This is a genomic window from Pseudomonas sp. PAMC25584 (assembly GCF_058135675.1).
In genome coordinates this window covers 2,613,301-2,637,090 of sequence record NZ_CM176870.1, presented here as the reverse complement: position 1 = coordinate 2,637,090, position 23,790 = coordinate 2,613,301, and the positions used below count along the sequence as shown (strand labels likewise).

The 23,790-nt window shown below is 53.3% G+C and carries 23 protein-coding genes and 7 pseudogenes; 19 read left to right on the top strand and 11 right to left on the bottom strand.

Annotated elements, in window-relative coordinates:
* From ACS5Q8_RS12280 to ACS5Q8_RS12265, 4 genes and pseudogenes are all read right to left on the bottom strand, one after another.
* On the bottom strand, positions 1–186 hold the full coding sequence (locus ACS5Q8_RS12280; RefSeq protein ID WP_426100968.1) for a hypothetical protein: 186 nt from the start codon (positions 184–186) through the stop codon (positions 1–3).
* 72 nt (positions 187–258) lie between these two features.
* A pseudogene (locus ACS5Q8_RS12275) lies at positions 259–372 on the bottom strand (NAD synthetase); the annotation flags it as partial.
* A 59-nt stretch (positions 373–431) separates the two neighbouring features.
* Complete coding sequence (locus tag ACS5Q8_RS12270; protein WP_276197932.1) at positions 432–1,802, bottom strand: heavy metal sensor histidine kinase; 1,371 nt, start codon at positions 1,800–1,802, stop codon at positions 432–434.
* On the bottom strand, positions 1,799–2,470 hold the full coding sequence (locus ACS5Q8_RS12265; RefSeq protein ID WP_247397599.1) for a heavy metal response regulator transcription factor: 672 nt from the start codon (positions 2,468–2,470) through the stop codon (positions 1,799–1,801). The genes ACS5Q8_RS12270 and ACS5Q8_RS12265 overlap by 4 nt, the downstream gene beginning before the upstream one ends.
* A gap of 146 nt (positions 2,471–2,616) precedes the next feature.
* On the opposite strand from ACS5Q8_RS12265, the gene ACS5Q8_RS12260 reads away from it, so the two are divergent.
* Together ACS5Q8_RS12260 and uraH are read left to right on the top strand one after the other, a co-directional pair.
* Positions 2,617–3,120 (top strand): GlcG/HbpS family heme-binding protein, encoded by a 504-nt coding sequence (locus ACS5Q8_RS12260; RefSeq protein ID WP_247397597.1) that lies wholly within the window; start codon positions 2,617–2,619, stop codon positions 3,118–3,120.
* A 10-nt stretch (positions 3,121–3,130) separates the two neighbouring features.
* Positions 3,131–3,541: a hydroxyisourate hydrolase gene (uraH, locus tag ACS5Q8_RS12255; protein ID WP_247397592.1), complete on the top strand. Its 411-nt coding sequence runs from the start codon at positions 3,131–3,133 to the stop codon at positions 3,539–3,541.
* 198 nt (positions 3,542–3,739) lie between these two features.
* On the opposite strand, the gene ACS5Q8_RS12250 is transcribed toward uraH, so the two are convergent.
* Positions 3,740–4,681 (bottom strand): aromatic alcohol reductase, encoded by a 942-nt coding sequence (locus ACS5Q8_RS12250; RefSeq protein WP_247397591.1) that lies wholly within the window; start codon positions 4,679–4,681, stop codon positions 3,740–3,742.
* A gap of 97 nt (positions 4,682–4,778) precedes the next feature.
* On the opposite strand from ACS5Q8_RS12250, the gene ACS5Q8_RS12245 reads away from it, so the two are divergent.
* From ACS5Q8_RS12245 to ACS5Q8_RS12195, 11 genes and pseudogenes are all read left to right on the top strand, one after another.
* Positions 4,779–5,237 carry a winged helix-turn-helix transcriptional regulator gene (locus ACS5Q8_RS12245; RefSeq protein ID WP_247397588.1) on the top strand — a complete coding sequence of 153 codons (459 nt, stop codon included), beginning with the start codon at positions 4,779–4,781 and terminating at the stop codon, positions 5,235–5,237.
* 289 nt (positions 5,238–5,526) lie between these two features.
* Positions 5,527–5,823, top strand: a complete 297-nt coding sequence (locus ACS5Q8_RS12240) for an ArsR/SmtB family transcription factor (protein WP_247397610.1) — start codon at positions 5,527–5,529, stop codon at positions 5,821–5,823.
* Positions 5,824–5,878: 55 nt separating this feature from the next.
* Positions 5,879–6,889 carry a zinc-dependent alcohol dehydrogenase family protein gene (locus ACS5Q8_RS12235; protein ID WP_247397586.1) on the top strand — a complete coding sequence of 337 codons (1,011 nt, stop codon included), beginning with the start codon at positions 5,879–5,881 and terminating at the stop codon, positions 6,887–6,889.
* A 691-nt stretch (positions 6,890–7,580) separates the two neighbouring features.
* Complete coding sequence (locus tag ACS5Q8_RS12230) at positions 7,581–8,045, top strand: thiol-disulfide oxidoreductase DCC family protein (RefSeq protein ID WP_247397584.1); 465 nt, start codon at positions 7,581–7,583, stop codon at positions 8,043–8,045.
* 155 nt (positions 8,046–8,200) lie between these two features.
* Entirely contained in the window at positions 8,201–8,761 is a 561-nt protein-coding gene (folE, locus tag ACS5Q8_RS12225; protein ID WP_247397583.1) for a GTP cyclohydrolase I FolE, read from the top strand.
* Positions 8,762–8,797: 36 nt separating this feature from the next.
* Entirely contained in the window at positions 8,798–9,508 is a 711-nt protein-coding gene (locus tag ACS5Q8_RS12220) for an SDR family oxidoreductase (RefSeq protein WP_276197719.1), read from the top strand.
* A gap of 645 nt (positions 9,509–10,153) precedes the next feature.
* Positions 10,154–11,056, top strand: a pseudogene (locus tag ACS5Q8_RS12215) (methyl-accepting chemotaxis protein); the annotation flags it as partial.
* Between the two features lie 42 nt (positions 11,057–11,098).
* A complete protein-coding gene (locus tag ACS5Q8_RS12210) occupies positions 11,099–11,914 on the top strand; it encodes a methyl-accepting chemotaxis protein (RefSeq protein WP_426101016.1) in 816 nt (271 codons plus the stop codon).
* Positions 11,913–12,049, top strand: a pseudogene (locus ACS5Q8_RS12205) (short-chain dehydrogenase); the annotation flags it as partial. The gene ACS5Q8_RS12210 and the pseudogene ACS5Q8_RS12205, both read left to right, overlap by 2 nt.
* Before the next feature lie 209 nt (positions 12,050–12,258).
* Positions 12,259–12,498: a hypothetical protein gene (locus ACS5Q8_RS12200; protein WP_247397580.1), complete on the top strand. Its 240-nt coding sequence runs from the start codon at positions 12,259–12,261 to the stop codon at positions 12,496–12,498.
* Positions 12,499–12,724: 226 nt separating this feature from the next.
* Positions 12,725–13,507, top strand: a complete 783-nt coding sequence (locus ACS5Q8_RS12195; protein WP_247397578.1) for a hypothetical protein — start codon at positions 12,725–12,727, stop codon at positions 13,505–13,507.
* Positions 13,508–13,792: 285 nt separating this feature from the next.
* On the opposite strand, the gene ACS5Q8_RS12190 is transcribed toward ACS5Q8_RS12195, so the two are convergent.
* Positions 13,793–14,470 carry a glutathione S-transferase family protein gene (locus ACS5Q8_RS12190; RefSeq protein WP_247397576.1) on the bottom strand — a complete coding sequence of 226 codons (678 nt, stop codon included), beginning with the start codon at positions 14,468–14,470 and terminating at the stop codon, positions 13,793–13,795.
* Positions 14,467–15,102, bottom strand: a complete 636-nt coding sequence (locus ACS5Q8_RS12185; RefSeq protein WP_276197716.1) for a TetR/AcrR family transcriptional regulator — start codon at positions 15,100–15,102, stop codon at positions 14,467–14,469. The genes ACS5Q8_RS12190 and ACS5Q8_RS12185 overlap by 4 nt, the downstream gene beginning before the upstream one ends.
* Positions 15,103–15,283: 181 nt before the next feature.
* Between ACS5Q8_RS12185 and ACS5Q8_RS12180 the strand changes: the two are divergent.
* Together ACS5Q8_RS12180 and ACS5Q8_RS12175 are read left to right on the top strand one after the other, a co-directional pair.
* Positions 15,284–15,486 (top strand): annotated as a pseudogene (locus ACS5Q8_RS12180) (molybdopterin-dependent oxidoreductase); the annotation flags it as partial.
* 70 nt (positions 15,487–15,556) lie between these two features.
* Positions 15,557–15,718 carry a hypothetical protein gene (locus ACS5Q8_RS12175; RefSeq protein ID WP_465160239.1) on the top strand — a complete coding sequence of 54 codons (162 nt, stop codon included), beginning with the start codon at positions 15,557–15,559 and terminating at the stop codon, positions 15,716–15,718.
* 294 nt (positions 15,719–16,012) lie between these two features.
* On the opposite strand, the pseudogene ACS5Q8_RS12170 reads toward ACS5Q8_RS12175, so the two are convergent.
* The 3 genes and pseudogenes from ACS5Q8_RS12170 to ACS5Q8_RS12160 all read right to left on the bottom strand — a co-directional run.
* Positions 16,013–16,447: pseudogene (locus tag ACS5Q8_RS12170) on the bottom strand (methyl-accepting chemotaxis protein); the annotation flags it as partial.
* Positions 16,448–16,552: 105 nt separating this feature from the next.
* A pseudogene (locus ACS5Q8_RS12165) lies at positions 16,553–17,236 on the bottom strand (PAS domain-containing protein); the annotation flags it as partial.
* A gap of 326 nt (positions 17,237–17,562) precedes the next feature.
* Positions 17,563–19,203 carry a methyl-accepting chemotaxis protein gene (locus ACS5Q8_RS12160; protein ID WP_443694379.1) on the bottom strand — a complete coding sequence of 547 codons (1,641 nt, stop codon included), beginning with the start codon at positions 19,201–19,203 and terminating at the stop codon, positions 17,563–17,565.
* Positions 19,204–19,539: 336 nt separating this feature from the next.
* Here ACS5Q8_RS12160 and ACS5Q8_RS12155 point away from each other — a divergent pair.
* The 3 genes and pseudogenes from ACS5Q8_RS12155 to ACS5Q8_RS12145 all read left to right on the top strand — a co-directional run.
* Positions 19,540–19,725 (top strand): annotated as a pseudogene (locus ACS5Q8_RS12155) (thiol-disulfide oxidoreductase DCC family protein); the annotation flags it as partial.
* A 281-nt stretch (positions 19,726–20,006) separates the two neighbouring features.
* Entirely contained in the window at positions 20,007–21,545 is a 1,539-nt protein-coding gene (locus tag ACS5Q8_RS12150) for a cryptochrome/photolyase family protein (RefSeq protein WP_443699930.1), read from the top strand.
* Positions 21,542–21,697 (top strand): DUF2256 domain-containing protein, encoded by a 156-nt coding sequence (locus tag ACS5Q8_RS12145; RefSeq protein WP_247397565.1) that lies wholly within the window; start codon positions 21,542–21,544, stop codon positions 21,695–21,697. Before ACS5Q8_RS12150 ends, ACS5Q8_RS12145 begins: the two co-directional genes overlap by 4 nt.
* A gap of 584 nt (positions 21,698–22,281) precedes the next feature.
* On the opposite strand, the gene ACS5Q8_RS12140 is transcribed toward ACS5Q8_RS12145, so the two are convergent.
* A complete protein-coding gene (locus ACS5Q8_RS12140; protein WP_465160238.1) occupies positions 22,282–22,929 on the bottom strand; it encodes a nicotinamidase in 648 nt (215 codons plus the stop codon).
* 144 nt (positions 22,930–23,073) lie between these two features.
* On the opposite strand from ACS5Q8_RS12140, the gene ACS5Q8_RS12135 reads away from it, so the two are divergent.
* Positions 23,074–23,766, top strand: coding sequence for an NUDIX hydrolase (locus ACS5Q8_RS12135; protein WP_465160237.1), 693 nt, complete (start codon positions 23,074–23,076; stop codon positions 23,764–23,766).
* Positions 23,767–23,790: the final 24 nt, after the last annotated feature.

The window sequence follows — 23,790 nt, the reverse complement described above, 5'->3', positions numbered from 1 at the left end:
CTACTGCCGCATCTCTCGATGGCGGGGAGTATTGAACAGAAGCAACCCCAGGAGCGGAAACGCGATACCCAGCGCATAAGCCAACGTATGGGGACTGAATGGAATCGTCGGGATCACCAGCATCAGGCAAAAAGCGAAATAGCCCACCATAAATCCAGCGGCCCATCGACGGCCACGCGCAATCATGAAGTTTCCAAACACTAGAAAAGCTGTCAACGAAAGCAGGCCCCAACCAGACACTTCGGTTTGCAGCGGTCAGCCCCCCAAGACATCCTTTAACTGAGTCAAGGTGGCATGACGGATTGGGTGGGCACTATAGCTTTTAGGCAATGCCCCTGCTCGCTGCCACAATTTGAGTAATTTTGCAGTCAGTCAGTGCGTGAGGGCGGATTAGATTGGGTAAGCCGGCGCAGTCATTTAAGGAAAACTATTCAAACGTTTCGAATAGGAAACTCCAAGCGAAAGCTAGTTCCTAATTGACTGCTATCTACGGTCACTCGACCGCCATGCAGCTGCAGAATTGAGCGAACGATTGCTAACCCCAGGCCACCGGAATCATCCGGCTGATTGCGTGAGGGGTCGCAACGGTAGAAGCGATCAAACAGTCGAGGAAGGTGTTCCGCTGAAATCGGCTGGCCTTGGTTGTGCACAGTAACTTCAATACTGTCCGCCAACACCACACTGCTAATAGTCACTGCCGTAGCGGGAGCCCCATAACGCAGTGCGTTGGCGAGCAGGTTAGCCAATGCTCGACGGATCAAGGCCGGATCAGCACGCAACTGATCATGGGCTTGATTGATTAGCGTGACATCGCGTTCTTGCGCCACGCCTTCAAAATACTCACACAGTTGCTCTACTAGATCGTGCAGGTTGATGAGCTCATCACTTACAGATGCATGCGACTGCTCGGTACGCGCGAGGAACAGCATGCTGTCGATCATTCGCGCTAGACGCTCATATTCTTCCTGATTGGAAACCAGCAGGTTCTGATAGTCCTCGATTGAACGACCATGCCTCAGGGATTGCTGGGTATGCCCCATCAGGTTAGTGAGCGGGGTACGCATCTCATGGGCGAGATCCTCTGAGAATCGTGATAGCTGGGCGAACCCCTCTTCGAGGCGTGCAAGCATGTTATTAAGCGCCTGGCTGAGCGCTTGTAGTTCACTCAGATCGTTGAACTCATCCAGCCGCAGATGCAGATGGTGTACATCAATTGCGGCAGCGCGCTTCGCCAGCAGGCGCACAGGTCGTAAGCCTCGCTGACTGACCCACCAGCCGAGCACAAAAGCCAGCAGCGCGCCGACTGACATCGCGAGCCAGAGCTTGAGTCGGTAAGCCCTGAGCATCTGCTCGCGCTCACTCAACAACTTGCCAGCAATCAGGGTCAAGCCGCGATCACCCTGCATGACATGCTGCCAAGCAAGCCGCACTGACACTGAAGAGTGGCCGTCACCGAGCTGAGCCTGGGCTGCGGCAGGTAACTGGGGCAAGCGCATGCTTACGGGGTTGATTTCGATCAGCACCTGGCCAGTGTCATCGACAATCCACAGCAGGTTGTCGCGATTGCCCAGCATGTTTTCGTAAAGTTTGGGCCGATTTCGTAGTTGCTCGATGCTGTCACTGTCGTTGATCAACGCCTGCATGCGATCCAGGCGCCCGAGTAGGGCCTGGTCATCGCGCCACGCGATTTCTCGCTGTAACGACTGATAAAGATAAAAACCAATGGAGCCCAGCAGCAGCGCACTGACCAACGCGAACATAACCGCCAGGCGCAAGCTCAGGGCACGCGGAAACAGTTTCAGGATTGCACCTCAAGCATGTAGCCGATGCCACGTACTGTGTGTATCAACTTTAGTGGGTAAGGATCGTCAACCTTGGCGCGCAGTCGCCGAATGGCGACATCGACCACATTGGTATCACTGTCAAAGTTCATCTGCCAGATCTGCGAAGCAATCGAGGAGCGCGACAGCACCTCCCCTTCCCGACTGACTAACAGGTGCAACAGGGCAAACTCCTTGTTGGTCAGGGTCAGGCGTTCACCCTGACGCGTGACCTTACGCCGCAACAGATCCACGCTCAGGTCTGCAACCAAGAACTGCTCGACCTCACGGGGAGGCCCCCTGCGCAGCAGGGTACGTACACGGGCCAACAACTCGGCATAGGAAAAAGGTTTGACCAGGTAATCATCGGCCCCTGACTCAAGCCCTTTGACCCGATCCTCCACAGAGTCCCTGGCGGTAAGAAAAAGCACCGGCGTTTGCCACTTGCGCCGAATAATCTGAAGCAATTGCCATCCGTCCAGGCCCGGCAGCATGACGTCCAGAATGATCAAGTCGAACTCACTTTCCTGCGCCAGGTACTGGCCCTCCAGGCCATCCAAGGCAACCTCAACCACGTAGCCCGATTCAGTCAGGGCTTTGTGGAGGTAATCCGCTGTTTTCGTTTCATCTTCGACGACCAGGATACGCATCTTTTCCTCCAAAACTGGAGCATAGGCTAGCGCGCCTGACCGTTTTGGCACATTACATCTTGGTAATCATGAGGCAATCATTCTGACGGAGTGCACCGGTCATCATGTGTGGCTATGACTCAGCCAGACAAAATAAAGGAAAAAGCATGCGTATAAGCCTACCGACTTCATTGCTGACGTCACTCGCAATGAGCTCCGCGCTCGCCGTCGCATCACCGGATCAAGTTGTGCAGCGCAACGACGTGTCATTGGCAATGGCCAATGACTTGCTAAATGCCGCGCGGGCAGCGTGTCATGCCGATGGCCGTACAAGTGTTGCTGCAATTGTCGACCGTGGAGGCAATTTAGTCGCCCTGCAGCGCGACGATAACGTTGGCCCACACAACACATTAGCAGCCCAACGTAAGGCCTATACCGCCCTATCGACCAAGACGCCAACACGACTATTGGCAGAGCGTGCTCGCAGTACACCCGATGCTGAAAACCTCAACACCCTGAATGAGCTATTGCTGCTGGGCGGCGGAGTGCCGCTGTTGTTTGAAGGCCAAGTCATTGGCGCTATCGGAGTGGCCGGTGCAGGTGGGGCAGCATTCGATGAAGGGTGCGCATTAGTCGCTATCAACAAAATTTTACCTGCCGTTAAAAACTAAGGACATCATCATGACTGTATTAAAAGCTCTCTTCGCTGGCGTTGTATTGAGTGTCGTATCGTCACTGGCATTAGCGGCAGGAAACCCGCTCAGTGTGCATGTACTCAACTTACAAGATGGTTTGCCGTCTCCGGGTGTCAATGTCACGTTGGAAAAACAGGACGGCAAGAGCTGGAACATGCTCAACAGCGCAGCGACAAACGAGCAAGGTCGTATTCCCGGGCTGTACCCCAATGGTCAAGCCCTGGAAAAAGGCACCTACCGTGTCACCTTCAAAACCGGTGAGTGGTTCAACGCTCACAAAATCTCAAGTTTCTTTCCGGAGGTACCGGTCATTTTTGAGGTAGACGGCACCCTTGCGCACTACCACATCCCATTACTGCTCAGCCCCTACGGTTTCTCTACCTACAGAGGGAATTGAGCGTCTACCAGACAAAGAGACAAGGCCGCCCCTGATCGCATGGGCGGCATTTTTGTGCACGCCCCACTTTGCTGAGAATAACCGGTTGGGGACTCCGCCCGAACGTTAACGCCTTCGCATAGCACCCACTATCGGGCCAAGGTGCTTCTGAGCAGGTAAATCATGGGCGCGAGAACGTTCGGCTACCTGCTTTTGCGTTCAATTGTCTGTAAGGTATTTCCGAGCCCACTGCTCAGCGGTGGTGACTTGAATCGACTGCTGCTCGTTGAAAGTGACAGCTTTAGGCCACGCCACGCCTCGACCTTGTGCGAACACAGCGCGGTACTTTTTGATGTGATGAGTCGGGTCTTTCTCCAATTCCTGGATTAGGTACGGAACAGTCCACACGTTACGTTTGAATGGGCGTCCCAGAACACGTTCAAGGATGCTCGCAACCTGCCCATACGTCACAGTGTCGCCAGAAAGGTAGACGATTTGATTGCGGAATCGAGGTTCAAAGAAAACGACTTCCGCTGTCAGAGTACCGATGTCGTCTGGTGTCGTGAGCGTCACGCTGTTTTCAAGACTGCCTAGGGCGTTCACTGCGTCGTTTTCGAAGTCCACTACCTCAAATACAGGCTCGAAAAGGAAACTGGTGAACATACCCGTCGAGATGATTACCCATTCAGTTTTGTTTTGGGCACGAAGCAACTCGCGCACATCGAGCTGAGCATCGAATAGATCCTGGGGACTGCCCCGACCGATCACCTCAAAATCGACGCCAAACTGCCATGGGAAGTAGCGCTTCACGCCGGACTTGAGAGCTGCTGTCGCCAACTTCATCGGGGTTTCTCGACCCGCGACCATGCCTGCGCAGCCTATTACCGTATCGAACCGTGCGAACACTTCAGCAAGCTGATCGATTGAATCATTCACTAGGTCTGCGGCGACCATTTGAATGCCCAGACTACGGAGCTCATCGATTTCTACCTTTTTCTCAGGCACCTGAGTGTTGATGGTCGAATCCCTGAGCAGGACGCTGATTGTGGAGCCGGGTATACGCTTTGCCACCTGCGCAAGATTGCGTAAAACCGGAAGGCCAAGTTCACCGGCGCCTAGAACGAGAATTGATTGTGGGGAAAGCGGGGTCACTTTGGTCATGATTTCTCCTGAGACCGGTTGCCTGTAAGATAAGCGAATGCTTGCACGATTCAGCAGCGCTCGTAAGAAGGCACACGTGTGATACCAGGGGGGAGAAATGACCGATCATGAAACTCTTAGCCAAGCAGAAGCTATCTGCCAAACGCTTAGAGAAGATGATGATGGAGTCAGGCGGGAAGTCCTCGCTCACGCAGGTAGCCGCTGGTCATTGGGCATCCTGCATGCCTTGGGCGTGTACGGTAAGATGCGCCATGCCGAGATAAAAAGGCAGATGGCTGGTGTGACTCAGCGAATGTTGACGAAGACGCTACGCTCCATGGAGCGTGATGGCCTACTGATTCGGCGGGAATTCGGTGAAATTCCGCCCCGCGTCGAGTACGAACTGACGCCGCTGGGCATGGGGCTGTTGATCCGTATGTCCCCTATCTGGACGTGGGTAGTCGAAAATGCCGAGGATTTCCGCAAGGCACGTCGCATTTTCGACAGTCAGGATGGCAAAAAACCTTCATGGCAAATCCCCTCGTCGATTCCAGTAGATCCAGAAGCGCTTGAGTAATCTTTAGCGTTGCAAGTAACGTCCTTAGGCTAAATCGGGCTAAGCGTCCGTCCAACTCAGTAACTCGACGTGTATCAGGCAGAGCCTATAAAGTCGCTCGCGATCCGGAGCGCCTGCTCATTGAGAAGCGCGCCGAGGTACTTTCAGCGGCAGTCTATCCGCTGACAGATGATGATTGGGCTATGTACGTCGACCAAAGACTGCTGGAGGCGAGCTACTCAGCAGTAAATCCGCTGGCCATATAGATTATTTATTGAACATTTTGCAAAAACCCGTAACATCGCCCACCATGATACTCGAACAGCTCAAAGCCTTGGGCAATGACACTCGCATGCAAATGATGGAGTGGCTCAAAGACCCACTCAGTAATTTCCCACCTCAGGATCATGACGATCCTGCAATAGGAGTGTGCGTAACCCATTTGCAGCACAAGGCCGGCCTTTCACCTTCGACCGCGTCTGCACACTTAGCTATCTTGCAACGTGCAGGCTTCGTGCTAACCACCCGCATCGGAAAATGGACTTACTATCGGCGCAACGAGCAGGCGATTGCTGATTTTGCGGCTAGACTGACAATCGAACTATAATTTCTAACATTTCATTTCGTTATTTCGCGTAATTAGAAAACGCAAGGAATCCCCTATGAGCACTAAAACTATCTTCGTCCAACCCGGTGGCGGTTATGAAAAGGTTGTGGTTGGCAGTAGCGAAGTCCGGGCCGCAGCGCGCGGCGAAATCACCGTGCGCCTTCACGCCAACTCGCTCAACTACCACGACTTCGCGGTGGTCAGCGGTATGTGGGGGCCTAGCGAAAAACGCATCCCCATGGCCGATGGTGCAGGTGAAGTCATTGCTGTCGGCGAAGATGTCACTGAATTTAAGGTGGGTGACTCGGTTGTTAGCACATTCTTCCCTGAGTGGATCAACGGTGCGCCACTGGTTGAGGGCTTTGTTAGCGTGCCAGGTGATGGCATTGACGGCTACGCTCGTGAGCAAGTGACGGCCAAAGCCACATCGTTCACCCTCGCGCCTACCGGATACAGCCATGCTGAAGCGTCGACGCTCACCACTGCAGGCCTTACTGCATGGCGCGCCCTGATGGCCGATGACTCACTCAAGCCGGGCGACACTGTGCTCGTCCAAGGCACTGGTGGCGTTTCAATTTTCGCTCTGCAGTTCGCTAAAATGGCGGGTGCTACCGTCATTGCTACTTCTTCAAGCGACGAAAAACTTGAACGTCTGAAAGGGCTAGGCGCTGATCATGTGATCAATTACCGCAAAGACCTTAACTGGGGTGAAACTGCACGCGCTCTAACGGGCGGCCGTGGTGTTGATCACATCATAGAAGTCGGCGGCCCTGCGACTCTTGAGCAATCGATGATTGCAACTCGGGTTGCTGGTCACATCTCCATCATCGGGATACTGAGTGGAGTAAGCGGTGCAATGAATTTTGTACCCGCACTGATCAAGCAAGTGCGTCTGCAGGGTGTACTGGTGGGCAGCCGCAGCCAGCAGCAAGACATGATCCGAGCCATCAATGCTAATGGTATGCGTCCGATTATTGATCGTCATTTCCCTTTGAGCGAGATTGTCGAAGCGTTCAAGTATCAGGAAACCAACAAGCATTTCGGCAAAATTTGTCTGGATATCTAAGCGCGCATTACTGAGCATGAGAAGACCTTAAGGTTCGCCATGTGATTAGCTCTTCACGGCTTGCAAGGTTCGTCATTCAGACCTCAATGTAGGAAAAACCCATCCACAATAGTTGCCTCTCACTGTTCATGACGGCGTATGCGACCTCTGCAACCGTCCTGTCTTGAAAGCAATGCGCTAACCGGACTTTCTCCTGACCGCGGCAGATGTCAAAACCACCTAGAGAGGCTTCAGGGTGGAGCGTAGTGATTGATCGGTAGGATTGCATGCTGACTTGCATAGGTCGGCCACCACCCTTGTACTCAATCGAGCACCTTGTATAACTTTTTGCAAGGTGTTCTCAAAAAACGGACTGGGCTATTTGCAAGGTGTCTAGAGAATCCTGGGCGATTCAAGCTGCATCACACCTTTGGACTCGCTCACGTCTTAGTGATGAATTCAGTCCTGCGCCGCAAGCATTAACGTGCCTGACCAATTCTATAACGCCCCGCTTTTCCAAGAATAATGGGGGTGCCCACGATAACGGGAACGCCTTCGAGCACCTTGCCGTCACGAACCTGGATATGAACAGACAGGCGATCCGTTCACGAAACCGGGCGTCAGAGCGCATAGCACGGCAAAAGAACATTGCTCATTGTCAGTCCGTTTCTTTCAGCATATCTTGTACACAACCTATACAAGAGCATGCTCAATGTACAACAAAATGAAGTGGCCACTGACGCTGTACTTTGACGGTGAATGCCCTCTGTGTGCGCGCGAAATCAAGCTCCTGCGCGGACATGCCGTAAAGGATCGACTGCTTTTTGTGGACATCAGCAGCGGTGTATTCGACGCCAATGCACTCGGGTTCACGTTCGAGCAGATGCAGTCCTCGCTGCACGCCCGTTTCGCTGATGGACGCTGGGTAACGGGCCTGGATGCCACACTGTGGAGCTGGCGAGCCGCCGGCTTGGGCTTTTGGGCAACGCCACTGACGTGGAGTTTATTCCGCCCGCTGCTTGAATTCGGTTATCGCCTTTTCTGCCACTTACGCCCCCATTTGGCGTGGTTACCTCACCCAGATAGTGGCCGTCGCTGTCTCGATAACCGTTGCGAGGTGCCGGCGTCCAAACCCGCATCGGACGACCAGTCCACGTTGAAAACAAAGCAGACCTAGAAAGCTCCAATTTGTAATGGGCCCGGCGAAGAGCCTGGGTCATAGCTGATCTGGCGAACCCTGTGTCATCTGCGTCAGATCGTGCGCAGCAGATAGTCTCCTACTGCCAAGGATTGGCCGACACATAAAGCGCAGCAAGGCTTCGAGGAATCAAGATGAACCCATCATTAGCAGAGCATTACCGTGAAATTCTCGTCGGCGTAGGCGAAAACCCTGAGCGTGAAGGACTGCTGGATACACCCAAGCGCGCAGCCAAAGCAATGCAGTACCTGTGCAACGGCTACGCAATGAGTCTCGATGATGTGATCAATGGCGCATTGTTCGAATCACAAAACGATGAAATGGTCATAGTGCGCGACATCGAACTGTATTCATTGTGTGAGCATCACATGCTGCCCTTCATCGGTAAGGCTCATGTCGCGTACATCCCCACAGGAAGGGTACTGGGCCTGTCGAAGGTCGCCCGAGTGGTGGATATGTTCGCCCGTCGCTTACAGATCCAGGAAAATCTTACAAAGCAAATTGCCGACGCCATACAGAAAATTACCCATGCGGCTGGCGTGGCAGTAGTCATTGAAGCTAAGCACATGTGCATGATGATGCGAGGCGTGGAGAAGCAAAACTCGGTGATGACCTCTTCGGTGATGCTGGGAGCTTTTCGCGAGTCGTCCGCTTCGCGTCACGAATTTCTGCAACTGATAGGGCGAATGGGTTAATACCGAAAAATCGCGCCAGACTGTGGGTGAGGCTAAATGAACAGTTCCTTCAAGATGAACTCCCTTGGCGAGGGCTACCGTGCCTTGGTGATTGGCGCCAGTGGCGCGCTTGGCTCGGCTTTTTGTGAGTTACTCAATCAGGATCCACAGTGTGCGTATGTTCGTCAGTTGGGGCGCAACAGTGTTCCACACCTCGATCTGGAGGATGCCGACAGTATCGCCAGGGCGGCCTCCGAATTAGCTCAAGAAGCCCCGTACCAGTTAATTTTGCATGCTGCCGGTCTGCTCCATCGCGACGAAATCAAACCTGAAAAAAGTTACTCCGCTATTGAGGCGGATACGCTCCAGGCGATATTCCAAGTCAATACAATCGGGCCTGCGCTGGTTTTGCGTCACTTTCTGCCCTTGCTTGATCCTCGTGGCGCGATGGCGATGCTCTCTGCCAAGGTGGGTAGTATCGGCGATAACCGCTTGGGCGGTTGGTATGCCTATCGCGCCTCCAAGGCAGCACTAAATATGCTGATTAAAACGGCGGCCATCGAACTGGCAAGAACGCGACCTCAGAGCCGCCTGCTGAGCCTTCACCCAGGTACAGTTGTTTCAGCACTGTCGCAACCCTTTCGTGGCGCCTCTGCCGCCAGGCCGGCAAACGTGGCCGCCTGTGAATTACTATCACTGATCGACCAATTAGAGCCTGCCGACAGCGGCAATTTCTTTGCCTATAACGGAGAACGCCTTCCTTGGTAGGCAGCGAGTTAACCTTGAATCGTAGGCGTTGACTGAAAGGGTATCGAATGGGGAAGTACGCGAGTTGGAGCAGCTGTCGCTAGAGGGCGATTTTTATCTGGCACGAGTCAGTCTCTATCACGACCTGTTCACTTTGCTGGACGTTGTAGCCTATCCACCTTCGCACCATCAATCATGGTATCGCAGATGCCCGGTGCCAGAGGTAAGGATTAGTCCCTGAAAGCTCCTGATGTTTACGACTAAACCTAGTGTACGTCGAAGTTCTTTTTGAACCCGCGAAGGTTCATCATGAAAAGGCAAACCTGCCCACAATATATTGCTCAGGCTAAAGCATTCAAATCCTGTCATCCGCCTTGCTGGTCGTTGAGACCCGATAAGCCAGGCAGCGAGCACCATCACCAACATCGCAGGCCATTGAATCCATTCTAGATAAGCTAAGCTTTTCACCCCATTCAAAATGGCGATTTACGCAGTTTCAATGACGGTTCGCGTTTCGGCCTGAAAATGAGTAAGATCGCACAATATTTGCTCAACCAAAAGGGAGCCATTTTATTTAATTATGTAAGATATGTTGGACGGACGCTTATACCGCTGGCACGGTATCTTTCTTTGGTAAACTCATAATTACCAAGCCGTTTTTTGTTGATGCTCTTAGAGAGGAGTCGGCAACAGTTAGATACGCTGCATATCCAGCGCGACGTCTTGACCAAGTCATACGCCGATTACAGTGCAGGCAATTTCTTGAACGTGCGCTTCAGACGCAAACGCGTGAGCCACGCTATTATTTCCTTTACAATATTGGAGAACTCGGTGACGTTAAGTATCTCTCGTTTGATGGCTTTCTGTGCAGCAGGCTTGGTCGCAACTGCCGTTGGTTTGACCCTATTAATGCACACCCAAATTAATGAACTCGATGGCATGGAGCTCAATAGCGAACGGTTAGGGATCGCTCTTGAATCGACCCAAAAATTGCGCTACGACAGCGCACAAATCCAACAGTTTTACACTGACGCTAGCCTAACCCAAGACCAAGAACCCATAGGCGATGCACAGAAATATTACAACGCATCGCTTCAGTTGCTCGATGAACTAACACCTATGGTTCCGAGCCTCTCCAGCAATATTCAGGCTTTGCGCACTCCACTTGAGCAGCTTAACAGCACCGGAAAGCTCATGGTGCAGGCCTATGCCCGTGATAAAGTTGATGGTGATAAAGTCATGGAAGACTTTGACCTGCGTTCAGCGAAAGTTATTTCCGACTTTGCTGCTTTTAGTGAGCCGCTGGATAAGCTATATCGTCAGCAGCTAATTGACAGCAAGGCTGAGCGCACAATGATTCGAACCACCAACCTCATCGCCTGGGGCACGGTCTTGGTCATTATGCTGGGGGCGTTGTGGTTAATTGCCAATCGAGTACTACCCCCCATGTACTCTTTGAGTAAGGCTCTGAGCGCGTTGAATGATGGCAGTGGCGACCTGAGCCGCACTATCAAATCGAATCGAGATGACGAAATTGGTCAGGTTATCGAACTGTTCAATGCATTCCTTGGAAGCCTACGCCTCAAAATCACCACAGTTGCAGATGTTTCAATGGGGCTGGAGCGCTCCGCCGAACAATTGCTGAGTGATGCTGACGCGTCTCAGCGCAGTGCTACAGATCTTCAAGTCGAGGTGGAACAAGTTGCGGCGGCGGCTAATCAGATGGCTACCAACGTGCAGGGCGTTGCTACAAACGCCCAAGCCAGCGCGGCTCAAACTCAAGATGCCGACAAGCAGGCACAAGCGGCGATTACCGTCGTCAATAAAACCATCATCGATATTCGCGCCCTTGCAGATGAGGTGGGTCGTGCTGCGATTGTGATTTGCGATCTAGAAGGCCATTCACGCGAGATAGGTGGGGTACTGGAGGTGATTCGTACTATTGCCGAACAAACCAATTTATTGGCTCTCAACGCAGCCATTGAAGCCGCTCGTGCAGGCGAGCAAGGTCGTGGTTTTGCCGTAGTGGCTGACGAAGTGCGTACGCTCGCTAGCCGAACACAAAAGTCTACGCAAGAGATAAATGGCATGATCGACCGCCTCCAAAACGCTTCGAAGCAAGCCGTAGAAGTAATGGACGATAGCCGTGTCTTCGCAGAGCGAGGCGTGCAGCAGGCGATTAGCGCTGGCGAGGCGCTGCAACGCATCAGCGGACTAGTGTCTTCTGTATCAGACATGAGCCTACAGATAGCTCAAGCTGCAAATGAGCAGGCCATGGTTACCGATGAAATTAATCGACGAATCAGCAGTGTCTCGGTCGTCGCGAACACCACTGTAGCGCTAGCCGAAAGCACTCTTAAGCGCGGACGCGAAAGCGGCGGAGACGCCGAGCGCTTATTGGAAATCGTGCATCAGTTCAAATTCTAACCTTAAAACGGCCGCCTTCGAACTGGCACGAACGCGGCCTCAGATCCGCTTGTTGAGTCTTCATCCCGGCACCGCTATTTCGTGCCTGCCGCCCCCCCCTTTCGCGGTGCCTCTGAAGCCAGACCGGCAAGCATTGGTAAGTATTGTCCTCAGATTCGACTATTTGCATCTGTCGGGAATAAACGCCGGTATCGTCGAGGAGTGCTCTGAGAGCCTCCCTCTTGCTGGCTTCCCGATCAGCCACACAGTTATCGTACTCCACGCTTTTAGCCGGCCCCGCATCCAGGCATGGGTCGCGCTCGACCGGCGGGGGCGAATTGGATTTGGAGCTGGAGCAGCCAGCGATGAGTACGCTTGATAGCGCCAACAACCAGAGCTGGTTATGGACGCCCATCTGGCTGCGCCCCAAGCCCAAAGGCTTTGGGCCGGAGAATTCGCAGTCTTGGTGTTGTCTGCAAAGCTTTGCTGTGACGTACCGCACGCCATGGCCAGACTCCATCAAAGGGCGCTCGGATTTTTCAGCGACCATCGGTGTTTTTCCTTCAACTCGCGACCTCGTCCTGAAGACCGGTCTTGCCAACTAAATGCTAAGTGCCCGCGCAAGGCGCAATGGCTCATTCGTGGCGCCAATTCTGCCAGAGGGCTTCAGTGGTCGCGATGAATAGACACACCGCCAGATTCCGGGTTTTCGTAGAACTTAACTTAGCGAGCCTTCCGAGTATCAGTACCGGCTATTGCCATGTTCTAGATCTTTCTGGGAATGTATGCGCAGCCATATCCACCCAAACGCGACGCACACAAGGAATATCTATGAATCAGGTTGCTGAAAGGTACTTTGGCGTATGGAAGCGGAGTCTGATCCAGTACCGCTCAGGGCGTTCGGACAGCGAAACAGCCGTGTACTGGCTACAAACACCGCGACTGTTTGCAGACCTAAGAATCCCCTCGATTTCACTTCCAAGTCTGGCGCTCGAAGACCTCAGCCACTCTCAACAACTGGCATTGTGTGAACAGCAAGGTTTCGCCGGGGTGACCCAAGTAGACGAAGACATTTGCCAATGGCATCGCAAATTGGACTACCAGCCGGTCAATGACGAGGAAGACATTGGACGCATGCACTTTGAAACCAGTGAGCGCCTAGTAGAGACGGCTCTGGATGAGAGTTACTACGAAATATGGGAACGTTTACCCGACTCACTCGGCTCTTGTCGAGGTCAATGGTTGAAAGCGGTGGACGAGCCGTCGCACCAGGGCTGCCTGCTATTGGCCGGAGACTATTTTATTTTCGCCGCCAGTCGTCCCACACCGATAACACCGGGGACTCATTTGCGCGAAAAATTCGGCGAACCCGAAAACTCATTTAACCCAGCCTCCCTTTTAGCCTGCGAACTGTCTTTTGGTAGGCATAACGCGGGAGAAACTCCATGGAAAATAGAGTGTTCGACGCTCCCCGCCAAAACAGGCCAATTCCTACTGCCGTCGTCAGTGGATCCGTTTGCTCCGGCTATTTTTGCTAACGAAACCGTCATGTCTTCACTCGGCACATACAGTCCAGCTGGAGGTTGGCGCTGTGCGCCTGATCCACAATGGTGACCGCCTAATGCTGACATCACACTTGAGGTTGGCTTGCCAGACTGGTTTGTAGGTAGCACTTAGGAGCACCACTTGAGCGGCTGTTAAAGGCGCTGTGCATAGGAAAAAGCCGCCCGGTGCGGGCCCCTTATAGGGGCCCGCAGCCTTGAACCGAGCAAATTGCTCCACTTTTACCAATGCTCACTGGAGCAATGACGTGCGGAAGCCCGGATACGTAAAAGAACATTAAATCTCGACCCAATAGCGGGGAGTCCATTCATGCAAGTCGATCATGATCTGGCGCGCCTACTGACTAATCTGAGGAAACATTGCCTTACGCGCGTCAGCATCCATCTCGGTCTTGTAACTGTGGCGGGTCTTCAGTTCTTCGGTTCGCTGTGCTGCCGGTCGAGCATTGATGCCATCAAGGAGCCGTTTTACGTTTGGAAGTTTTACCCAAGCGTCATCACCTAGGATGAAAGGTACCGCGCGCGCCCAACCCCATACGGCCATATCCACCAGCGTGTACTCACTTCCGAGCATGTAAGGCTGTTTGGCCAGGTGCTCGTTGATGATCGTCCAGTGACGCCAGGCTTCGAAGGTGTAGCGGGTAACGGCGTAGTCTTTTGGCTCGGGTGCGAAGTGCTTAAAGTGAACAGCCTGTCCAGAGTAAGGGCCGATACCGGTCGCGACGAACATGAGCCAGGAATACATCTCACCTCGAGCCTTGAGATTGTCAGCAGGCAGGAACATACCTGTTTTTTCGGCTAGATAGAGCAGTATGGCGTTGCTGTCGAATACCACGTTGTCACCATCAACCAGAGCCGGTGTTTTGGCATTCGGATTGATCTTAAGAAACGCCGGATCGTGCTGTTCACCCTTGCGCGTATCAACAGGGATGAGTTCGTACTCAAGGCCTGACTCCTCCAAGAAAAGCGCAACCTTGGCGGGGTTAGGAGACGGGTGATAGTAGAGCTTGATCATATTGACTCCGTGCAGTGGTTTTCAGTGAACATCGCTAACGCCAAGGGAGGAAGCCCAAGGCTTTTGATTGCAATACTAATGGCGTCTGTTACCCACGCGGGATCGGGATTAACCCGTGCCAAAACTCGAATGCCCAGCAACACACTGAGCAAATGATGCGCACCCTGCTTCACATCAATCTCGACGGAATCGACAGATTGCATGCGGAAGGTTTGCAGGCGGCCTTCAAAAAAACTGCGAATGGACTCGAACTCTTCTGCGACGGCCTGTCGCAAATCCGTGTCTTCTGCATTTGCTTCGAGGGCAGAATTCACCAGCAGACACCCACGATGAAAAGGATCGTTCAGTGTGCGATTCAACACCTCTGCGAAGAACCCAGTTATGGCCATTCCAGCGTTTGGCAGAGCTTCAAGGCGCCGAATTCGATCACGCACACTGCACTCTAGATAGTGCACGAGGGCGCGACGGTAAAGACTACGTTTGTCGCCAAACGCGTTGTAAAGGCTTGGCTGATTGAGCCCGGTGCGATTGACGAGGTCTCGGGTCGAGGTGGCCTCGTAGCCTTGCGTCCAGAACGCTTCAGCGACGGCTGTTAAAACAGTCGACTCATCGAATGTACGGGGACGGGCCATGGTTTTCGCACGCATTAGAGAACTGTTGTTGACCATAGCACATGTTTTGTATCGCTCACCACAAAACAAATTTCACATCCCAGAACCTCACTGACCAGTGATGCGCACGGAAGAACTATCGAATGGAAGAGCAACAACTGGTCAATTTTTGATATCGACTCGCTCCCTTGCACATCCAGTCACGGCAGTGCATGCGCAAACGCTAATGACGCTGACCTACGACGGTGCCGTACTGCCCCGTGAATATGGCTTCCCAATGAAACTGCGCATGCCCACCAAGCTTGGTTATAAGAACCCAAAGCCATTCAAGCGATTTTCGTCACCAATACCTATCCGGGTGATTACTGGGAAGACCTGGTCTACAACTGGTTCGGTGGTAGCTGACGCCCATGGCAACCCCATTGCGCAGCCCGGGCTGCGCTTTTTCGCAACCTGAGTCTCAAGGAGCTTCACTATGAAAAAGTTAACGGCTGCAATCCTAGGTATTTACCTCGCAGTGGGCGTCGCGGTTGTACATGCCGACGATACGATGAAGAAGAACACGAGGAAAAAAGATTCCATGTCCAATGACGGCATGAAAAAAGACGACATGAAAAAGAATGACATTTCTCAGTAAAGCAGGGCATTGCAGGAAAATTATACTGCGTCTGGAAAACCCGCCTCAGCGGGTTTTCTCGATGGCGCTTATAGGTGTATGGGATCAGGATGTAACTGCAATGCCTCACCCTATTTGGTAAGGTATTTGAAGTTACGAAGTTCAGGTTCGCTGCATTGCCCCCTCAATCCTTCTTGGATTTGAGTATTTGATGCGGGTGGACTCTTTGATATTGCCTGATATGAGACTGGCCTGGATGGAGGCCTTACTCATCTGACACCTAGGGCGATTCGCACTCCAGAGCCACATCATTTCCTAAGCAACCTGATTCGCAAATTTGCCGACCGCGTCGACTACCCTTTTAGCGCCATCCTGGATTTCCAGTATTACCTCTCCTGCCTGAGTAGCAAGTACAAGGCCCTGTTCAGCTTGGGACTTGCTGTTCGCCATTTCAGCTACGGTCTCTTCGACCAGCTTCTCGTTCTGCAAGACGACAGAGGCAATTTCTTCAGTAGCGCTGCTGGTGCGTCCAGCCAATTGTCGAACCTCATCCGCTACTACCGCGAAGCCTCGGCCCTGTTCGCCTGCACGGGCGGCTTCAATCGCGGCATTCAATGCCAACAGGTTGGTTTGTTGGGCAATACTACTGATCGTTTGAATGATCGAGCTGATCAACAATGACTGCTTACCAAGCGCTTCGACCCCGCCAGAGGCAGCCTGCATATCAACGGCAATTTTACGCATAGTATGCATAGTGTCATTGACTACCACGGCTCCTCGCTGAGCACTGACATCAGTCTGCTGGGAAATTTCAAACGCAGTTTGGGCAGCCTCACTGACCGCTTGTTCACGGATAACCTGGTCGGTGACAACGGTCGCAAATTTAACCACCTTGCAGAGTGTTCCTTCGGTGTCATAAACCGGGTTGTACGTCGCCTCCAGCCATACCGTCTGACCGCGACTGTCAATACGCTCAAATCGGCCGGCAACAAACTCACCCTTGTTCAACATTGCCCAAAAATCCTTGTATTTCTGGGACGAGGTTTCTTCTGGTGTGCAGAAAATACGGTGATGACTGCCTTTAACTTGGCCCAGGCTGTAGCCCATTGCTTTTAAAAACTGATCATTCGCCGTAAGTACATGCCCGGAGAGATCAAACTCAATCACCGCCGTCGAACGAAGTAATGCGTCAATGAACGAGACGCTTTCCGATGCTTTTTCCAATCGAGAGGTAATGTTCGTCGCATAGCAGGTGATATGACTCAACTTGCCAGTCATATCCGTTATGGGCTGCCAATGCGCATGAAGCCACACCAATGAACCGTCAGTGTGCAGGTACCTGTATTCGTCAGAGATAGACTTACCTGCGGCTACGGCTGCCCGAAAGTTGTGAAAGCACGGTAGCTTGGACACATACTGCGGAACGAGATCGGCCATGGCGCGACCTATAAGCTGACTCTGGGTGTAGCCCAAAGCCTGCGCAAAACTTTCATTGCATGCGGTAATTTTAAAAGTTGAATCAATACTCAACGTTAGCATTTCACGGTTTAGGCCATCGCGTAATTGGCGCAGCTCCGACAGCTCTGCTGCCTGAGATTGAAGCTGGTTCTTGATTTTGGTATTGAACATGGGAAACCGCCTGTTGGGTCATAATAAGTCTATCGGCATGGTCAGCAGGATGTTGAGGCGACCAGCCGAGTGAAACGTCATATAGAAAAATCTTCCTACATCGTCGCTGAGCTGCCATGACATACCGTATTTACTCGCGTCCGGGTTAGACGTTCAATCTTTCGGCGGGCAGATCACTGGTAGCGTAGCAGGCACCCATGCGCCATAGAGGGACTTCCTAGCTCACCCCGAATATCCTAAGCGGCGCTGAAGACCGCCACTTTCGCGGTAAGGCGATCCGCCAACTGCGAGAGCTCCATGCTAGCCGTTGCCACTTGAAGCGAGCCGGTGGCCGACTGCACCGTGGATCCGTGGATGCGGTTTATATTTTGAGCGACATCATCGGCAACGCTACTCTGCTGCACGGAGGCACTTGCGATCTGGGCGTTCATATGACTGATGGCGCCAACCTGCTCGCTGATCCTGGTTAATGCATTCTGCGCACTGCGGGTTTGTGTGACCGTTTGGCTCACCAGCTCGCAACTATTGCGCATTGTTTGCGATGCGGTTTCAGTACCCACTTGCAGCGTGCTGATCATCTCCCGAATTTCCTCGGTCGACTGCTGTGTACGATTGGCCAGCGAGCGCACCTCATCAGCTACCACCGCAAACCCGCGCCCATGCTCTCCTGCCCTAGCAGCCTCAATAGCAGCGTTTAGGGCCAACAAATTGGTTTGCGAGGCGATGGAGTTGATTACGTCGATCACTGACTCGATATTTTCACTGTGTTTGGATACCTGATTCACGGTGTCCGTGGTTTGCTCCAGGGTTATTGCAAGCCGTTCGATGGCAAGAGTGGTGCTTGCAACTAATTGATTGCCACTTTCCACTTCTATATCGGCCAACCGGGAAGCATTAGCCGCCTGCGCGGCATACCCGGATACTTCATTAACAGTCGCAGCCATTTGCGTGATTGCTGCGGCCACCTGCTCGGCTTCGCGGGTTTGCAGGCTGATCTGCTCATTGTTAGCCGATGAGGTGGCAGACAATTGGGCAGACGAGTGATTGACCTCACGGGCCGCTATCCGCACCTGCTGGATAGTCTCTGCCAGGTGGCTAAGCGCGTCTTTCAATACCCCCATCACGCTGTCCGGATAATCTGTAGAAATAGTCTGATTCAGGTCACCTGAAGCCAGCCGCTGGATAGCTAATGCAACCTCGGCGGGCTCCGCGCCCAGTGTGGACTTAACGAAACGAATAATCACAGCTGACAGCATGATGCTCAGCAGCAGGGCAATAACGGTTGCGATCAGCATCAGCGTACTGAACTGGCTAGCGGTTGCCTGAATCGCGCCAAGCTTCACCTTGATTGACGCCTCCTCGTAGTCGATCAACGCATTCACGCGTTTCAACCACTCACTGTAATCCAAAGACGTTTGACGCATCAGCAGTGCCTGGGCTCCTGAAATATCGCCAGTCCGGCGCAGGGACAGTACCGCCTGGGTAGATTTCAGGGTTTGTTGTTCGATGTCCTTAATAGCGCTGAGCAATCGAACCTCTTCCGCAGTCACGCTTACGCCCTTGAACAGCTGATCCATAGGCGCCGCCGAGTCGGAGTAAGCCTTTTCCAAGGTTGTAACCTCCGACAAGTGTTTTTCCAGATCCAGATCGGTCGTCACCAGCACCGCATCCCGGATAGCAATGGCGCGGTTGTGCACGCTCCCACGGAAATTGATGGCATAGCGCTGCACCTTTGCCGCGTTTTCGCTAACGTCGGCCAAGGTCGAATCAATGAACGCAACGCGCTGAATACCGATGGCTGTTATCACGATAAGTAGCGCCAGGATGGCTGTGAAACTGAGGCCTATACGTGTGGCCAACGAAAGCGTTTTCTTCATGGCTAGCTCAATAATATGCCCTGTCCGGGACAGGCTTAATGCGATCGCTTCTAATCTGTAATCGCGTTAAATCCGCCGACGATAAATCGATGCTGGATGCGTCATCTGAACTGCAATGGGCATAGCGGGCTATCCATGGGATTTCAGGGTGACTTTTGCAGTCGTATCTGATGAGTGAGGCTGTCGAAAGCCAACGTTCTTGAGATCACCAAAGGGGCACCAAGAAGCCCATTTCATCGCTTAGCTGAGCTCCCATTGTCAGTTCAGCTCTTTGAGAATATCCTTTAAATAAACTTATACAAAATGTTTGTTTATGTACAATAAAAATAGTGGCCACTGACGCTCTATTTTGATGGCGCGCGCCCACCATGCGCTCGAGAAATCAAGACACTACGCACACAGGCTATGCCGGATCGCCTCCTGCTTGTTGACATCCGCGATGATGCGTTCGACGCAAAACCCCTGGGATCTCCTCTTGAGCCTACGGAGTCGTCGCTGCACGCCAGGTTCGTCGATGGAACATGTGGGAACGTAGCCACGTTGATAGTCGCAGAGCGACGATGTCACTACGTAAGGTGAACTGACCGGTAGTAGCAAAATCGATTAGGCGGTACAGGTTTGCTGACAGCAAAAAAACACTCACGTCACCCACCAAACCGGCCAAAAAACACCTATACACTCACATCTCCCTGTATAGGTTTTCTCGCTCGATATCGAAAGTTCGATGGAAGGATCGGTACTGCGCATAATCGCTGCGGCGCCTTATTGCTTCTGCGCGCATTTATTCCACTGGATTCTGTTTGATGCATACGACTCGCCGGCTACTCCTCGTCCTAGGTGACCAGCTATCTTTCAATCTCGCCTCCTTGCATGGGCTGGATACCAAAAGCGATACAGTGCTGTTGGCCGAGGTGATGGAGGAAGCACGCCATGTCCCTCACCATCCGCAAAAAATCGCCCTGATCTTTAGCGCCATGCGGCATTTCGCAGAGGCTCTGCAGCAGCGAGGAATTCGAGTGCAGTACGTTGCGCTCGATGATCCAGAAAATACTGGGTCGGTGCCGAGCGAATTACGGCGGTGGCAGGCACTCATGCAACCAGATGAAGTACACATCACAGAGTGCGGCGACTGGCGCCTGGAGCAATCACTCAAGGACTGTGGCTTAGCGATCCAATGGCACCTCGATAGTCGCTTTCTCTGCACACGCACAGAGTTCTCTAACTGGGCCAAAGGCAAAAAGCAGCTGCGCCTGGAGTTTTTCTACCGCGAGATGCGTCGCAAGAGCGAGTTATTACTAAATGGCGACGGCACCCCGGTCGGAGGCGCCTGGAACTTTGACGCGGACAACCGCAAGGCATTGCCCAAGGGTATTAGACCCCCTTCGCCAGCCCGCTTCAGCCCGGATGCAATCACTCAGGATGTGCTTGCGTTGGTAGCCAAACACTTCTCCAGCCACTATGGCGCCCTCGACACGTTCTCCTACCCAGTAACCCACGCCGAAGCTCAGGCCCTATGGGTTTACTTCCTTGACTGGGGCTTGGCAGCCTTCGGCGACTATCAAGACGCCATGGCTAGCGACGAGCCTTTCCTGTTTCATGCCCGTATAAGCGCTGCACTAAATATTGGCCTACTGGATCTTCGTCAGCTTTGCAGCGATGTGGAGTCAGCCTATTTGGCGGGCAGTATTGCGCTCAATGCTGCGGAAGGCTTTATTCGCCAGTTGATCGGCTGGCGGGAATACGTCCGGGGCGTCTACTGGCTGAAGATGCCTGACTATGCCGAGGGCAATGCATTCGGTAATACCCGGTCGCTGCCTGAGTTCTACTGGACAGGCGAAACACGCATGAACTGCATGCGCCAAGCCATCGGCCAAAGTCTCGAGCATGCCTACGCACACCATATCCAGAGACTGATGGTCACCGGTAATTTCGCTCTGCTCGCGGGCATCGTACCCAGTCAAATTTGTGCGTGGTACTTGGCAATTTACATGGACGCGTTCGACTGGGTGGAGCTACCCAATACACTCGGCATGGTCATGCATGCCGATGGCGGGTATCTGGGCTCCAAGCCCTACTGCGCAAGTGGCCAGTACATCAAGCGCATGTCTGACTATTGTCATGGCTGCACGTACAAGGTGAGCGAAAGCATCACGGACGACGCCTGCCCTTTCAACTCACTCTACTGGCACTTCCTGATGCGTCACGGTGACCGTCTGCGCGGTAATAACCGCATGGGCATGACCTATAAAAACCTCGACCGCATGGATGAATCCAAACAGCAGGCGCTGTGGCGACGCGGCGAGTGGTTGCTCGCTAAATTAGATGAAGGGGTGGCATTTTGAAACAGCGTGAGCGCCCCATCAACACCTGCATGATCTGCGGTGTTCCCTTCACATGGAGAAAGAAATGGGCGCGCTGCAGGGAGAAAGTTCGTTACTGCTTAGAGCTCCGCCGGCGTAGCATTCTTTCTTCCGGGTCGAAAGTGGTAATTTGATTGGAAGCATTTCCGACCCACGCAAAGCTACGGTGTTTGATAACGGTAGGTTTTTATCAAACGTTGGATAGACCGGTGGAAATATTTAAACCTCTGCGTACCAAGATTAAAGCACCGTCACTGCGTTCAACGCCCAGTGTGGGATGACCTGAAACTCAAACTGCGGCCTTCAATTCCTACGCTACCAAACCAAGTTTTTACGAGGAAGGATCGAGCTCATGCCATCGCAATATTCGCTAGCTGATGTCCTAGAGAGGACGTACCAAAACCAGCTAGCCCTTGAGGCAGCCCTGATGGAATTGACCCGCCATGTGGAAGCCCCGATATCTGCACGTATCAACTCATCTGGATCTTCTTGAACCTTTTCAATAAATCCCCATCCTTTATCCGCCTCTGAGCTAGCGCCTCAGTCGTGTCCATTTCTGGCCGAAAACATGGACAAAATCCTGACTCTGTAACTCTTTGAATTTATTGGATTTAGGCGGTAAATCTTTAGACATGCTCACGGGTATACCTGTCGGTGTCGAGCAAACCCAGGATCACCGGGGCTTCGTAGTCGTAGGCACTTTCCATGGTGTGTCCCCTTAGCGCGTGGCCATCGCAGCCAGTTCTTCGCGGGTGCGGCTGATGCCGGCACCGGCCTTGAGCAACTCGTTGACAGCCTGTACACCGCCCTCCTGCGCAATACCCCGGCACGCCGGCAGGTGCAGCACCACTTCCAGGCCGGCCTTGAGCAGTTGCAACGCGGTGGTCTTGACGCAGTAGTCGAGGGCCAGGCCGCCGACGATCACGCGGCTTACGCCCTGGGCTTTGAGGTACTCGATGACGCCCGTGGACAGCTTGTCGTGCAGATCGTGGTAGCAGGCGCCGTAGGGGTGCAGGTTGGGTTCGACGCCTTTCCAGATGAAGTAATCGTAGTCATAGGGCGTGGGCAGTTCATCGAGCAGGCTGAAGCCCTCGGTGCCCGGCACGCAGTGGCTGACCCAGGTGACATCGGCGTGGGCCAGGCCGGTGGGTTGCAGCATCTCGCTGTGTTGCTTGACCACCCACGGCGCATGTGGAGTGTGGGCGTCCTTGCTGCCGACACGGTAGCCCGCGAGGCTGGCCATGTAGTTGAGTTCGGCACCGATGAGGTCCCCCCCGGCCACTGGCAATTCGTTGGGGCACAGCGGCGTAAAGCTCTTCTGGGCGTCGACGTCGAATGAAGCGATGGCATGTTTCGAGAGGGTCATGGCGGGTCTCCTGCGGCCTGAAAAAAAGTACACGTCACGTACTTTCATTGCAAGAAAGATTTATTTATATAGGTTTTAGTCAGTACATGACATATTTGTTCGATTCGTTAGACTGTGCACCACCGCTGTTTAGAAGGACTGCACATGCCACTTAGCGCCTACCTCCACACCGTCGACCTGTGCGTGCTGTTCTACTGCCGCGCGGCAGGAGAACTGAAGCTGCTGCTGAACAAGCGCGACACCGAACCCTTCGCCGGGCATTGGGCACTGCCGGGTGTGGTGGTGAATGGCGACGTGCAGGACCTGAGCCTCACGGATGCCGTGGAGCGCCTGCGCGCGAGTGACAAAGTCGGCCTCGACCTGGTGTGGAGCGAGCAAGTGGGTACGGTGGGCGATGCATTCCGCGACCCGCGTTGCTGGTCGTCGTCCACTTTCTACCTGGCGATCATCGCGGATGAGGTGACGCTGAGCGAGCATCAAGCCTGGTTTTCGCTGGATGCAGTAGCCGACGGCCGCATCAAGTTGCCGTTCGATCACAACACCATCGTGGCCGCCGTGCAGGCGCGGTTACTGTCCAAGTCGCTGTACAGCAGCTTGCCGCTGATGTTCCTGAGCGAGGAATTCAGCGCCCCGCAAGCGACGGCGATCTTCTCGCTGGTGCTCGCGCGGCCGGTGTTGAAGACCAGTGTTCGCCAGCGTTTGCTGAAGCTGACTGAGGTGGGGTATTTGCGGGAAACGGGGCGCAAGAAACCAGGCGAAGGCGGCAGGCCCCAGGCGACGATGGAGAACTTGAAGCCGGGGAAGATTTATTTCTTCGATCGCAGTTTTGCCGACTAGCGCGGTATTCAAGAACAACCACGA